The sequence below is a fragment of the Bacillus cereus group sp. Bce019 genome (assembly GCF_051781745.1).
Taxonomy (GTDB): Bacteria; Bacillota; Bacilli; order Bacillales; family Bacillaceae_G; genus Bacillus_A; species Bacillus_A cereus.
In genome coordinates, this window is sequence record NZ_JBPWJX010000040.1 from 1 (window position 1) to 13646 (window position 13646).

A 13646-nucleotide genomic window follows, 5' to 3' on the forward strand; every position below is an offset into this window, starting at 1 on the left:
TCCTGTCGAATACAGAAATCATCTTCTTGATGCCGCCTAACTTTTTTTAAAATGTCCTTTACAAAGGGTACAGATTACTTGCAGCCCATCCTTTTATTTATGCCCAAATAACTTTCATTAAGTTTTTATATTCGTCATTCGCTAATTTATATAGCATTCTCGTATGTTCAAAGACAAGTGCTGGATTAAAGTTTGGCTCTGAGAATGCAAGAGATGTTGAAATATCAATTGCATTTTGCTTGTTTAATGTGAATTTTGCAAAGCGATAAGATGTATTTAATTCATTGATGACATGTAAAATATCATTTGTTGATGTTGCATCAGGTACGTGAGCAACATTGAAGCAGTATATATCCACCGTAGGATGTTCGTTTTGGAAAGCAGCGATAAGTTGAATTTTTGCGCCAGCTTCAGTCTCTAATCCTACTGAAAAATGAACAGAGCCATCATTTTCATCTATATTTTCTTCCATGTATATATCGTTGGATTTTAAGTAGTCTTTAAAATCTGAGATGTTATGTTTTACTGCAGCTTTCATATGTATGAGCCCCCTGATAATTGGAATAGATTGCTACTATTTATTATAATTTAAAAATATTAAAAAAGATAGTTAGAAAGTTCTGATTTTTTTATTTGGAAGAATAAAAAGAAGCGGTTCTCTACCTCCCTAGAGAACCGCTTCTATATTATTCATTGTCATTAGATGATGTTTCTGTATCTTCACTATTATTTTCATTTTTGCTTGATTTGTGCTCGTTCTTATTTTCAGACTTAGATTCTTTTGTCTTTTTCGAATCAGAGTCTGAGTCAGACTTTGTATATGCAGGTAGTCCAAGATGAGTACGAAGTTCATTTGTAACATTAGCTAATTCTTTTTTATCTGGATTGTAGTAGTAAGTTCGACCACCACCAGCAGATTTGCTACAAGTATCGTCACCTTTTGCCATATAGCAATCATCACCTTGGATTTGTAATTTCTCAATTTCCGAATCCGATCCATATTTATAGAATGAAAGCATATCATCAAATGTTAAGTTTGTAACGAATTGTCCGTTAATATCATCAATGATGTTGCCAACTTTTGTTACAGAACCAACACTTGTTAGTTTCTTTAAAATAGCCTCGATAACGAGTTGTTGACGTTGTCCACGCATTGCATCACTATCGATGTGTCTTGTTCTAGCAAGAGCAAGAGCTTCTTCGCCATTTAACTTTTGAACACCTTTTTCTAGGTGAATTGCCTCAGCATTATCATTGCTATCTTGCTCAGTAAATTCAACTGGTACATCAACTTCAACACCGCCCAAGTCATCGACGATTTTTATAAATGATTTAAAGTTAAATTTCACAAAATAATCGACAGGAACATTCATTAATTTTTCAACTGCATCAATGCTTGCTTGTGGTCCACCATTTTTTCCGTTTTTAGCAGAACCGAATGCATGAGCGTGTGTAATTTTATCTTTTTTCTTTTCTATTGGAATATAAGTATATGTGTCACGTGGGATACTTAATAGTTTAACAGTTTTGCTATCTTTATTAAATGTTGCAAGTAAAAGCGCGTCTGTTCTTATAGCTTCACCATATTCTTTTCCTCGGATATCGCTTTCATCAACACCCATTATTAAAACAGAGACATTGTTTGTAATAGGTTTTACAGCCTTATCACGTAAATCAGATTTATCACCGCGTGCTAAATCGTGTGCGGCATTTCGAACAGCAGAAGATGCTTTATTTACTAAAAACCAAGTATAACCGCCGCCTATTAATAAAACGAATAGTATAGCGCTTATAATAATTTTTATTTTTTTCTTATTTTTTTTCGGTTTATTGCGTGTATTTTCTTGCAAAGATGGGTTTTGCTCCATTTCCTGTACTCCTTCATTTGGATTGAAATACGACACTCATATCCACTTATTATAATGAAATTTAGCGAAAAAAAACATTACAAAACATTTACATTTCGTAAAAATTCAATATATTTATAAAAAGTCAGATTTTCTATATTATATTTTTTAGATGTAGAATAAGTATAAGTTGTTTTAGTAGAAATGAAAATATGTATTGTGAGAAAGTGATAGAGAAGTAAGATTTGTTGAAATATAGCCAAGAAGAGATGAGTAAGCTTACTTATTTCTTCTATATAATAAAGAAGAATTTGACGGATAAAGGAGAGAGCATAATGAATCATACATCATTCCGAGCAATCGTTGTGAACGAAAAGGAAAATCATCAGTTTGTAAGAAAAGTTGTTGAGAGAGAAGTAAGTAGTTTACCTGAGGGAGACGTATTCATACGAGTTCATTATTCTTCATTAAATTATAAAGATGCTCTTTCAGCTACTGGTAATAAGGGTGTTACGAGAACATATCCTCATACGCCAGGAATTGATGCTGCAGGAGTGGTTGTGAGTAGTGAAGATGCTACCATTAAAGCAGGAGATCAAGTTATTGTAACGGGATATGACTTAGGTATGAATACCTCTGGTGGTTTCGGAGAATATATTCGCGTGCCATCATCTTGGGTCGTGCCTTTACCGGAAGGAATGTCATTAAAGGAAAGTATGATGTATGGGACAGCAGGTTTTACTGCGGCTTTGTCGGTATATAAGCTTATTGGAGCAGGAGTCAAGCCTAGTATGGGAGATGTTTTAGTAACGGGTGCTACAGGCGGCGTAGGGAGTGTAGCTGTTAGTATATTAAGTAAGCTAGGGTTTAACGTAGTAGGAGCGACAGGAAAAATGGAAGAGGAAGATATGCTACTACGTCTAGGAGCGAAAAAGGTGATTCATCGCGCGGAATTGAATGATGAATCAGGAAGACCGATGTTAAAAGGGATATACGCGGGAGTTATCGATACTGTAGGTGGACATATGCTAGAAACAGCTTTAAAAACAGTAAAGTATGGTGGTTGTGTAACGACATGCGGTAATGTGGCAGGCCAGGAACTACAAACAACGGTATATCCGTTTATTTTACGAGGTATAAGCCTTTTAGGGATAGATTCCGTGCAATGCCCAGTAGATGTGAGAAGAGATGTTTGGACGCTTTTAGCGAAAGAATGGGGAAATAAAGAGTTACTATCTTATACAGAAGAATGTACATTAGAAGAATTAGAGAAGAATTTTGCACTTATATTGCAAGGAAAGTTAAAAGGAAGAACAGTTGTTAAAATATAATGAAAAAAGAGACGCTTAAGTTAGCGTCTCTTTCTTATTATAATGATTGTTTTAGATTGATTTTTCCTTGTTCACCTAAAACACCGTCAGCGATATTTACAGCGTGATCGCCAATGCGCTCTAAGTTACTTACCATATCGACGAAGATGATACTTGCATCACCTGAACAGCTGCGTTCGTTTAGACGTAATACGTGACGTTTACGAAGAACACGTTCCATTTGGTCGATTTTGCGTTCTTTGGCAATAACAGTTTGAGCTAGTTCAGTATCGAAGTTTGTTAAAGCTTCAACTGAGTCTTGCAGTGTTGAAATAGTTAATTCTAGCATTTCGTTTAATTCAGCTAATGCTTCATCTGATAGTGAAACACGGTTTGAAATTTGGAAATCTACAAGTTCTACAAGGTTTTCTACATGATCACCGACACGTTCAATATCTCCAACAACACCTGCTAAAACGGAATGTTTTTCAGAATCCGTAGGTGAAAGTGGTTTTTCTGATAGTAAAACTAAATACTCGGTAATTTTTTTATCTAAATTGTTAATAGCTCCTTCTAATTGAGTAGCCATGTCAGCGTGTTTTTTATCTTGTGTGTTTAAAAATTGGTTTGCTTCTTTTAATCCATGTAATGAAAACTCAGCCATACGAATAATCTCTTTTTGTGCTTCTGTTAATGCGATAGCAGGAGATTGTTCAATAAAGATTGGATTTAAATGTTGCGGTTTGAAGTCAATAGCTGCATCTTCCCCGCGAATAATTTTTGTTACAATCCATGCTAATACTGCAATGAACGGGAATTGAATAATAGTATTCGTAACGTTAAACGTTCCATGTGCAAATGCAATTGTCATTTCTGGATTCAAGTTTAATGACGTTTGGAAGTATAGAATTAAATTTGTAAAAGGTATTAATAAAATTGTAAAGATGATTGTACCGACGATATTAAAGATAACGTGAACTAATGCTGCGCGTCTTGCAGCAATTGAAGTACCGATTGCTGCTAATACAGCTGTAATTGTTGTACCGATGTTATCACCAAACAATACAGGAAGGGCAGCTTGTAAATCGATTGCACCTTGACCGAATAGTTCTTGTAAAATACCGATTGTTGCACTTGAACTTTGTACAATTAAAGTAAAGACTGTACCAACAACAATACCTAAAATTGGATTATCACTCATGCTAACTGTTAATTCTTGGAATGATTCTAAAGAGCGAAGAGGTTTCATACCTGTGCTCATTAATTCTAAACCGAAGAATAACATACCAAAACCGAATATAACTTGACCTAAAGAATGTACTTTTTTATTTTTAAAGAAGAATAGTAAGATTGCTCCAACTGCCATAATTGGAAGAGCATATTCTCCGATTTTAATTCCGATAATAAATGCAGTAACCGTCGTACCGATGTTTGCACCCATAATAACACCGATTGCTTGTCTTAATGTCATAAATCCGGCACTTACAAGTCCGACTGTTAAAGCGGTTGTTCCTGAACTGGATTGGATTAATACAGTAACTAACATACCTGCTAGTACACCCATAAGTGGGTTTGTTGTAAAACGATCTAGAATATCGCGAAGACGATCTCCAGCTGCTTGTTGCAGTCCATCGCCCATGTATTTAATCCCGAATAAGAAAATACCTAATCCACCAATGAACTGGAAGATCATATCTTGAACATTATATTCCACGCATTCCACTCCTTAAATTTCATGTACGATGTAATTATTAACTGAACCTTGAGTCACTGTAAACGGTTTGCTAGTAAAATTTACACTAAATTTACAAAGGGAATAAAAGTTTACAATCCCTTAAAGAAACAACTGCATTTCATTGGTTTTTATCTTGTATAAATCTTAATTTTGTAAAGAAATCACACTTTTTAGAATAATGTTGTTCAGTCGAATATTAAGGAAAGCGTCTGCAAGTTCATCGTATATTTTTTGATGAACGTTAAAAAAATATGTAGGGAAATGCATGTAGTTTTAGAACAGCAAAATGAGGGAAAACAATTCTTTTAACATGATAAAAAAGCCACTGAATTATCCAGCAGCTTTTTCCGTGTTTTTATCGCCATGCTTTTGTTTTCTTATGCTTGTAATGTAAATGAAGAGAAAAGCAATAAGTAATAGAGAGGAGTAACGATATACAGTTGCATAGTTTGTAAAGTGAGCAATAAATCCAAAGATAATCGCTCCAGCGCCGATTCCAAGGTCAAATGCGGAGAAGAATGTAGCAGTTGCTACGCCGCGTCGATGCGGTGCTACGCGGTCAATCATCCATGCTTGTAGTGCAGGTTGGATCGCTCCAAAACCACTTCCGTAACATGCTGCAGCAATAATTAAGCTCGGAATTGTCGTCGTATACGACAATAAAATAATACCTGTAAACGTTATAATAACTCCCGGAATGATGACGAATGTATGGCCTTTCGCATCATATAGCTTTCCAGAGAATGGACGAGTCACAGCGATTGCTAGTGCGTTACATAAAAAGAAGAGACTAATATCAGCTATGCCGACTTCTGTAGCAAATAGTGTGATAAAACTTCCGATTCCTCCGTACATTAATGTAATACATAATATTAATAATGAAGGAAGTAAAGCTTTACGCTCAATAAATCCATCGAGAAAAGTACTAGATGATTGTTGTGGAGGCTGTTTCGTTTTTTGGATTTGAAGTAGTTTCGTTAATATTAATGAAACAATTGTGCACGATAATGCACATAAAAAAAGAATTGTGAAGTTATATGTTTGCATAAGCCATAGTCCGATAAGTGGACCGAGGGCCATTGCAAGTGTTCCAGAAAGACCAAAATATCCCATGCCTTCTCCGCGGCGAGCTGAGGGAATTAAATCAGAAACGACAGTTCCATATGTAGTCGTTGTAATACCGAAACCAGCTCCGTGCAAAATACGAACAGCAAGCAAGAGAAAAATAGTTGAGGCGAAAAGGTAACTGCCCATAGCGAGTAAACAGATAGCAGTACCGATCATTAAAATGATTTTTTTATTGAATTTTTGCAAGGCGTTCCCAGTTAGCGGTCTAACAAAAAGTGCCGCAACGGTAAACATGCCGACAACAAATCCGATATTTGAACTTGTGCCACCAATTTCTTTCACATAAACAGGTAAGGTTGGAATTAACATTTGAAACCCTAAAAACATACATAAGTTTGCAAAAATTAAAGCAACAAACTCTTTTGTCCATAACGGTTCTCGTTTTACGAGTATTGCTTCTCCCATATATTCATCCCCTATATAAAATTTTCTCTTTTCTTTCGAGTATATGTATTGGCCAATGCAACAGTCAAGGAAGGTGTCTTGAAAACGGATAACAATTTTTAAGGTGAAAAACTGACAAATTTGTGTAAAGGCTACACAACTATGAAAAAAAGATGTAAAGTATAGATGTATAGACTTGTAGGTGTTAAGAATGATAGAAATTGTTTTTTCTTTAAAGAAAGCGGATTCAAAGGAGTAGTGAACAAGAAGGGGATATATACTTTTTCAATACATATATTTGAAAAGGTTTACAATATGATGAAGAAAGAGGCGTGTACATATGAGACGATTAGGTATTTCTATTTATCCAGAACATTCAACAGTAGAGAAAGATAAGGAGTATTTAACATTAGCAAGTAAATATGGGTTTACACGTGTGTTCACATGTTTATTATCTGTGGATGGAGAAAAAGAGAAAATTATTGAAGAATTTAAAGAAACGATCTCACATGCGAATGCATTAGGGTTCCAAGTATTAGTGGATATTAGTCCATCTGTTTTTGAACAATTAGGTATTTCGTATAATGATTTATCATTCTTCCATGAATTGGGTGCGTACGGTATTCGTTTAGATGTTGGTTTTTCAGGATTAGAAGAATCAATTATGACTTATAATCCGTATGGTTTGAAAATTGAGATTAATATGAGCAATGGTACGAAGTATGTAGATAACATTATGAGTCATAGACCAAATCGTGAAAATTTAATTGGTTGTCATAATTTTTATCCGCATCGTTATTCAGGGTTATCATACGATCATTTCATTAAATGCTCGAAACAATTTAAAGATTACGGTATGAGAACGGCTGCTTTTATTTCATCATTTGATGCAACATACGGACCTTGGCCAGTAACAGAAGGGTTATGTACATTAGAGCAGCATCGTGAATTACCGATGACAACACAGGCGAAACATTTATTCGCGACGGAATTAATTGATGATGTTATTATTGCAAACGCATATGCGTCAGAAGAAGAATTACAAGCACTAGGTGCATTAAATAAAGAGAAACAAACATTTGAGATAGAAATATATGATACAACGACAGAACTAGAAAGAATTATCGTATTAAACGAACCACATTTTTATCGCGGAGATGTATCTGAATATATGATTCGTTCTACACAAAGTCGTGTGAAATATAAAAAAGAAGAGTTTAAACCTCATAATACGCGTGAAATTAAGCGTGGGGATTTATTAATTGATAATGAACAATATGGTCAGTATAAAGGCGAATTACAAATTGCATTAAAAGATATGGTGAATACAGGAAAAACAAATGTAGTTGGTCGAATTGTAGAAGAAGAGATTTTCTTACTAGACTATTTACAAGCATGGGATAAATTCGGATTTACATTAAAGAAATAGAGAGAATATAAAGGGGAAAAACTACTGATTTCAGCAGCTTTTCCCCCTTTATATATAAAGAGCGAGAGGAAGAGCTATGACAAAGGTGCATCAGCGATTAATTTCTATTTTAGAGGAATTTTTAGAAGAGAAATCGATGTTAAATCGAGCTTTTTTAGCGGGCCGTTTACATGTATCGACGAAGACGATTCAAAAGGATATAAAATTATTAAATGATATATTGGAAGAAAACGGAGCGAAAATCGAATCGTAAAGAGGGACTGGGTACGAATTAGAAATTATACAAAAGAAGAAATTTGAAGACTTTTGTGTGAGTCTATTTCAAAAACAGACGGAAAAGATCCCAACTTCTTATGAAGAAAGAATAGCGTACATTCTGCAGCGTGTTTTAATGACAGAGGGATATGTGAAGCTTTCAGAATTAGCGGAAGAGATGTATGTGAGCAAATCAACGGTCAATTTAATTATGAAAGATGTTACAGATATATGTGGTCGCTATAAATTACAAATTGAGAAGAGACCGTATTATGGTATACGTATTGTTGGAGAGGAATTTAATATTCGTTCTTGTTTATCACAATATGGTTTACCGCGTTATGACCATACTCCGTTTCATGAGCAATTTGAGCAGACGGAGACATATTTATCGCTACCGCATATATCACTCATTCGTTCAATTATATTAAAGTATATTGAAGGCGGAACAATATATTTATCTGATATAGAAATTGATAATTTAGTCATTCATATTGCAATCGCATTAAAGCGTTGTCAAAGTCAACATTATATGAAAGGACTGCATGCGGAGCAATCAGAACTTATAATAAAGAAAGAATATACAATTGCGAAGCAGATTTTAGGAGATTTAGAGAAAGCGTTAAAATTTTCATTTCCAGAAGAAGAAGTATTATATGTGACGATGCATTTATTAAGTACTGCTGTTACAACGAGAAATCGCTATGAAAATATAGAAGAGCTATTAGGGAAAGATATATATGCATTTATGCAACATATTCTTTTTAAAGTAGCGGAAGAACGGAATCTTATTTTTTATTATGATGAAGAATTATTATTTGGATTTGGTATTCATTTAAAAACGTTATTAAATCGTTTGAAGTATAAGTTAAATACGAGAAATCCTCTTTTGGCAGAAGTGAAAAAGAATTATCCGTATGCTTTTGAAATTGCGGTTCTCGTTGGAGATATCATTGGTGAATATACGGGTGAATCGATCCCTGAAAGTGAAATTGGTTATATTGCAATTCACTTCGGTGGAGCTATGAGCCGTTTGCAGGAGCAAAATCAAAAGAAAAGATGCTTATTAGTTTGTGCGACTGGTCAAGGAAGTGCCCAACTATTAAAATATAAAATTTTATCACAGTTCCGAGATAAATTAGAGATTGTAGGTATTACAGGCTATTATCAATTGAAAGTAGAAGATCTTTATAAAGAAAAAATAGATTGTATTATTAGTACGATTCATATACCGAGTGGCTTGCCTGTTCCAGTTATAAAAGTGAATTCAATATTTGATGATAAAGAGATTAAATCGATTGGTCAGCGGTTGTTTACGCATGTGAATACTAGTGTGCAGCCTTATATTAAGGAAGATTTAATCTTTTTAAATTATAGTGCTTCTACGAAAGAGGATGTTATTCAGTTTTTATGTGAGAAAGCTGCTGAGAAACGCTATGTACCAGAAAACTTTTATGCTTCTGTTATGGAAAGAGAAAATACGTCTCCGACAGCGGTTGGGAATTCAGTTGCGATTCCGCATCCGATGCAGTTATTAAGTGAGGAAACTTTTTTGATGTTTTGCACACTTGAAAAGGCTGTTGATTGGGGAGATAAAAAAGTACAAGTAATTATTTTATTTAGTGTAAAGCGCAATAATAATGAAGATTTGCAAAGGCTTTATGATTTTTTATATGATATTATGTCTAGTCAAACTACGATAGAGAAACTTACTCAGACCGAGGTAATTGAAGATTTTCAAGAGATTTTATTATCATTTTGAAAAAGTATATAAAAACTTCCGTTACATAACGGAAGTTTTTTATGTTTAATTGTATGCGTTTTCATAATAAGATGGAAATATAGAAAACATATAGCTTGGGGGAATTTAAAATGGCTGATATGCAAACTCCATTTGCGTTAATTTTACATGGTGGCAATGCGAGAAGTGCGGCGCTTGAAGCAATTGCTTTTGCAAGACAAGGAGATTTTGGGAATGCCGGTGAAAAGATGAAACTTGCTAGTGAGGAAATTTCAGCAGCGCATCGTATTCAAACGGATTTAATTCAAGAAGAGGCAAGAGGAAATCATGCAGAAATTAGTTTACTGTTGGTGCACGCACAAGATCATTTAATGAATGCAATTACAGTGAAAGAACTGGCTGAAGAATTTATTGCTCTTCATAAACGAGTAGAAGAGAAAGTGACCGTATAAGATGTACATTTTATTATGTTGTGCAGCAGGTATGTCAACGAGTATGGTCGTAAGAAAAATGCAAGAAGAGGCAAAGAAACAGGGGAAGAATTATAAAATTAAGGCAGTTGATTCAGAACTAGTGAAGCTTGAAATTAAGGAAGCCGATGTCGTTTTAATTGGCCCACAGGTGAAATATTTATTCCCAGCTGTAGAGTTTCTTGCAAATTCATACAATATACCAGTTGCGATTATAGACCAACGAGATTATGGCATGTGTGATGGTTTGAAGGTGCTTAAGCAAGCAGAACAATTAGTTTTAGCATAATTATATCTTTTCAAATATAAACATTATAATGTTATAAAGTTTATTTCGTTCTTTTATAGTAGAGAGAAAGAGGAGGGCTATTGATGAATGGGTTTATGAGTTTTATGGAACAAAAGATTATGCCAACAACGCAAAGAATTGCAGGACAACGACATTTATTAGCAATTCGAAACGGGGTTATTTCTACATTACCGTTAACGATCGTCGGATCATTTTTTGTTATCTTTTTAAATTTACCAATTGATGCATATATGGAATGGATCGCACCGTTTCGTCATATTTTAGATATTCCATTTCGATTTACAGTAGGACTAATGGCATTATACGCAGCGTTTGGTGTAGGGGCTTCGCTCGCGAACTTTTATCAGCTCAATCAGTTAAGTGCAGGGTTATTATCTGTACTCGCCTTTTTACTAGCATCAGTTGAACCAATTCAAATTACGAAAGCTGTACCAGGTGTTATTGATGCAGGGAGATATATTTCAGTAGGAACATTAAGTGCAACGTCTTTATTCGGCGCAATTGTTACAGCATTAATTGCAGTAGAAATTTATCATTTTATGATTAAGCATAATATCTCGATTAAATTACCAGATAGTGTACCACCAGCAGTTTCAAATTCGTTTGCAGCATTAATTCCAACATTAGCAGTTATTCTTTTATTCTGGGGCATTCGCTACGGTTTGAAATTTGATGTGAATACAACGATCACATATTTAATCGCACCATTAAAATCAGTATTAGTAGGAAATAATTTATTCGGTGGTTTATTAACAGTATTCTTAATCGTGTTTTTCTGGTCATTCGGTATACATGGACCAGCGATTTTAGGACCAATTATTCGTCCGATGTGGGATTCAGCAATTCTTGAAAATATGGAAGTATTCACGGCTACAGGAAATGCACATCAGTTACCAAACTTATTTACAGAGCAATTTATTCAATGGTTCGTATGGATTGGCGGATCAGGCTCAACGTTAGCTTTAGTAATTATGTTTATGTTCTCTAAATCTAAGTTCCTAAAAGAGTTAGGTAGATTATCATTCGTACCAGGTTTATTCAATATTAACGAACCAATTATTTTTGGGGCACCGATTGTAATGAACCCAATTCTAATTATTCCGTTCGTTATTACACCGTTAGTGACAACGACAGTATCATATTTTGCAGTTGTTTCAGGTATGATTCCACTTATGATGGCGAAACTGCCATTTACGATGTTAGCACCAATTGCAGCGGTAATTAGTACGGACTGGACAATTATGGCTGGTGTACTTGTACTTGTTAACTTTGTCATCTCATTCGTTATTTACTATCCATTCTTCAAAATGTATGAGAAACAACAATTAGCAGGAGAGGAGAAAACAGAATGCTCGGAGCAATTATCATCTTAATTACATTTGTGGTCGGACAGTGTATTGCCCATTATTCGAAATGGGTACAAAGTAAATCTTTATTAGTGTTACTACTAGTATCAGTTTTATTTATCGGTTGTTCAATGGGTGCATATGTAATGTTAGGATTGCAATCACCGTACGTAATTATTGTACCGACAATTTTATGTGCAACGTGTTTATCTGCAAAATATAGATTTACGAGCATGGCATTAATACAACGTGTGAAGGAGATGCAAAAGCATGGAGCGTAAATTAGGAATTTCACTTTATCCAGAACATTCAACGAAAGAAAAAGATATGGCTTATATTTCCGCAGCGGCACGACACGGTTTCTCAAGAATATTTACTTGTTTGTTATCTGTGAATCGTCCGAAAGAAGAAATTGTAGCTGAATTTAAAGAGATTATCAATCACGCAAAAGATAACAATATGGAAGTTATTTTAGATGTAGCTCCAGCTGTGTTTGATCAGCTTGGTATTAGTTATAGCGATCTATCATTTTTCGCAGAATTAGGCGCAGACGGTATTCGTTTAGATGTAGGTTTTGACGGATTAACGGAAGCGAAAATGACGAATAATCCGTACGGTTTAAAAATTGAGTTAAATGTAAGTAACGATATTGCGTACTTAGAAAATATTCTTTCGCATCAAGCGAATAAATCAGCTTTAATTGGTTGCCATAATTTTTATCCGCAAAAATTCACTGGTCTTCCATACGATTATTTCATTCGCTGTAGTGAACGCTTTAAAAAGCATGGTATTCGCAGTGCAGCCTTTATTACATCACATGTCGCAAACATCGGTCCATGGGATATTAACGATGGATTATGTACATTAGAAGAGCATCGTAATTTACCAATTGAAGTACAAGCGAAGCATTTATGGGCAACAGGGTTAATTGATGATGTCATTATCGGAAATGCTTATGCGAGTGAGGAAGAGTTAGAGAAACTAGGAAACTTAAATCGCTACATGTTACAGCTAAAAGTGCACTTTGTAGACGAAGCGACTGAAGTAGAGAAGAGAGCTACGCTGCAAGAATTACACGTAAGGCGCGGCGACATAACAGAGTATATGGTACGTTCTACAGAAGTACGTAAAAAGTACAAAGATTATGACTTCCCAGTGCGTGAAAGTGTGCTGCAGGAAAGAGGGCAAGTTGTAATTGGAAACAATTCATTTGGTAAGTATAAAGGTGAACTGCAAATCATTCTGAAAGAAATGCCGATAGATGAACGGAAAAATATCGTCGGTACAATTGCGGAAGAGGAGTTATTCTTACTAGATTATGTAGGAGCTTGGACGCAGTTTACTTGTGTGGAATAGGGAAGATAGGGGGCGTTCCAAATTTTGGACCGCCTTTTTAATATTAAAGTACTTTTAACGTCAAAATTTGTCGGTAAATCGATATCTCTTGTCGAATCGTTGATATATTATAAGTTACGATAGATATATTCGAAAAATCGTTGATATATTGTAGGTTACGATAGATATATTTGAAAAATCGTTGATATAATTTCATTTACTATGTTATTTTTCAGTAGTTTAATAGAGTAAAAAAAGAGCCAGTCTCAACGATGAGACTGGTATTATCCCCTATAGGTAGACAGTAAAAAAAGAGTCCATCTGATATGATGGACTCAATACTGTTTTATCTGGAG

At 34.8% G+C, this 13646-nt stretch carries 11 protein-coding genes and 1 pseudogene; 8 read left to right on the forward strand and 4 right to left on the reverse strand.

Annotated features, from left to right (window positions below):
• Positions 1–97: 97 nt before the first annotated feature.
• On the reverse strand, positions 98–538 hold the full coding sequence (locus ACS2QP_RS27015) for a hypothetical protein (RefSeq protein WP_000642362.1): 441 nt from the start codon (positions 536–538) through the stop codon (positions 98–100).
• 148 nt (positions 539–686) lie between these two features.
• Positions 687–1868: an LCP family protein gene (locus ACS2QP_RS27020; RefSeq protein WP_000437389.1), complete on the reverse strand. Its 1182-nt coding sequence runs from the start codon at positions 1866–1868 to the stop codon at positions 687–689.
• Positions 1869–2182: 314 nt separating this feature from the next.
• On the opposite strand from ACS2QP_RS27020, the gene ACS2QP_RS27025 reads away from it, so the two are divergent.
• Positions 2183–3178, forward strand: a complete 996-nt coding sequence (locus ACS2QP_RS27025; RefSeq protein ID WP_438883007.1) for a YhdH/YhfP family quinone oxidoreductase — start codon at positions 2183–2185, stop codon at positions 3176–3178.
• A 37-nt stretch (positions 3179–3215) separates the two neighbouring features.
• Here the strand turns inward: ACS2QP_RS27025 and ACS2QP_RS27030 are convergent, their stop codons facing one another.
• Positions 3216–4871: a Na/Pi cotransporter family protein gene (locus tag ACS2QP_RS27030; protein ID WP_000456252.1), complete on the reverse strand. Its 1656-nt coding sequence runs from the start codon at positions 4869–4871 to the stop codon at positions 3216–3218.
• Between the two features lie 351 nt (positions 4872–5222).
• Positions 5223–6425, reverse strand: coding sequence for an MFS transporter (locus tag ACS2QP_RS27035; protein ID WP_000503245.1), 1203 nt, complete (start codon positions 6423–6425; stop codon positions 5223–5225).
• A gap of 319 nt (positions 6426–6744) precedes the next feature.
• Between ACS2QP_RS27035 and ACS2QP_RS27040 the strand changes: the two genes are divergently transcribed.
• The 7 genes and pseudogenes from ACS2QP_RS27040 to ACS2QP_RS27070 all read left to right on the forward strand — a co-directional run bounded on the left by ACS2QP_RS27040 (position 6745) and on the right by ACS2QP_RS27070 (position 13311).
• A complete protein-coding gene (locus tag ACS2QP_RS27040) occupies positions 6745–7833 on the forward strand; it encodes a DUF871 domain-containing protein (RefSeq protein ID WP_061456817.1) in 1089 nt (362 codons plus the stop codon).
• 76 nt (positions 7834–7909) lie between these two features.
• Positions 7910–9850 (forward strand): annotated as a pseudogene (locus tag ACS2QP_RS27045) (BglG family transcription antiterminator).
• Between the two features lie 110 nt (positions 9851–9960).
• Complete coding sequence (locus ACS2QP_RS27050; RefSeq protein WP_000774631.1) at positions 9961–10281, forward strand: PTS lactose/cellobiose transporter subunit IIA; 321 nt, start codon at positions 9961–9963, stop codon at positions 10279–10281.
• A 1-nt stretch (position 10282) separates the two neighbouring features.
• On the forward strand, positions 10283–10588 hold the full coding sequence (locus tag ACS2QP_RS27055) for a PTS sugar transporter subunit IIB (RefSeq protein ID WP_000275642.1): 306 nt from the start codon (positions 10283–10285) through the stop codon (positions 10586–10588).
• An 83-nt stretch (positions 10589–10671) separates the two neighbouring features.
• Positions 10672–11982: a PTS sugar transporter subunit IIC gene (locus ACS2QP_RS27060; RefSeq protein ID WP_001013065.1), complete on the forward strand. Its 1311-nt coding sequence runs from the start codon at positions 10672–10674 to the stop codon at positions 11980–11982.
• The gene (locus tag ACS2QP_RS27065; protein ID WP_000900048.1) at positions 11958–12236 is read left to right on the forward strand and encodes a hypothetical protein; all 279 of its coding nucleotides are present in this window, start codon (positions 11958–11960) and stop codon (positions 12234–12236) included. Before ACS2QP_RS27060 ends, ACS2QP_RS27065 begins: the two co-directional genes overlap by 25 nt.
• Entirely contained in the window at positions 12226–13311 is a 1086-nt protein-coding gene (locus ACS2QP_RS27070; RefSeq protein ID WP_000440054.1) for a DUF871 domain-containing protein, read from the forward strand. Before ACS2QP_RS27065 ends, ACS2QP_RS27070 begins: the two co-directional genes overlap by 11 nt.
• The last annotated feature ends 335 nt before the right edge of the window (positions 13312–13646 follow it).

Bases quoted from the DNA above. Each gene is read 5' to 3' on its own strand.
- ACS2QP_RS27050 (WP_000774631.1), top strand. From the start codon at position 9,961: ATGGCTGATATGCAAACTCCATTTGCGTTAATTTTACATGGTGGCAAT.
- ACS2QP_RS27040 (WP_061456817.1), top strand. From the start codon at position 6,745: ATGAGACGATTAGGTATTTCTATTTATCCAGAACATTCAACAGTAGAG.
- ACS2QP_RS27060 (WP_001013065.1), top strand. From the start codon at position 10,672: ATGAATGGGTTTATGAGTTTTATGGAACAAAAGATTATGCCAACAACG.
- ACS2QP_RS27055 (WP_000275642.1), top strand. From the start codon at position 10,283: ATGTACATTTTATTATGTTGTGCAGCAGGTATGTCAACGAGTATGGTC.
- ACS2QP_RS27035 (WP_000503245.1), bottom strand. From the start codon at position 6,425: ATGGGAGAAGCAATACTCGTAAAACGAGAACCGTTATGGACAAAAGAG.
- ACS2QP_RS27070 (WP_000440054.1), top strand. From the start codon at position 12,226: ATGGAGCGTAAATTAGGAATTTCACTTTATCCAGAACATTCAACGAAA.
- ACS2QP_RS27065 (WP_000900048.1), top strand. From the start codon at position 11,958: ATGCTCGGAGCAATTATCATCTTAATTACATTTGTGGTCGGACAGTGT.
- ACS2QP_RS27020 (WP_000437389.1), bottom strand. From the start codon at position 1,868: ATGGAGCAAAACCCATCTTTGCAAGAAAATACACGCAATAAACCGAAA.
- ACS2QP_RS27015 (WP_000642362.1), bottom strand. From the start codon at position 538: ATGAAAGCTGCAGTAAAACATAACATCTCAGATTTTAAAGACTACTTA.
- ACS2QP_RS27025 (WP_438883007.1), top strand. From the start codon at position 2,183: ATGAATCATACATCATTCCGAGCAATCGTTGTGAACGAAAAGGAAAAT.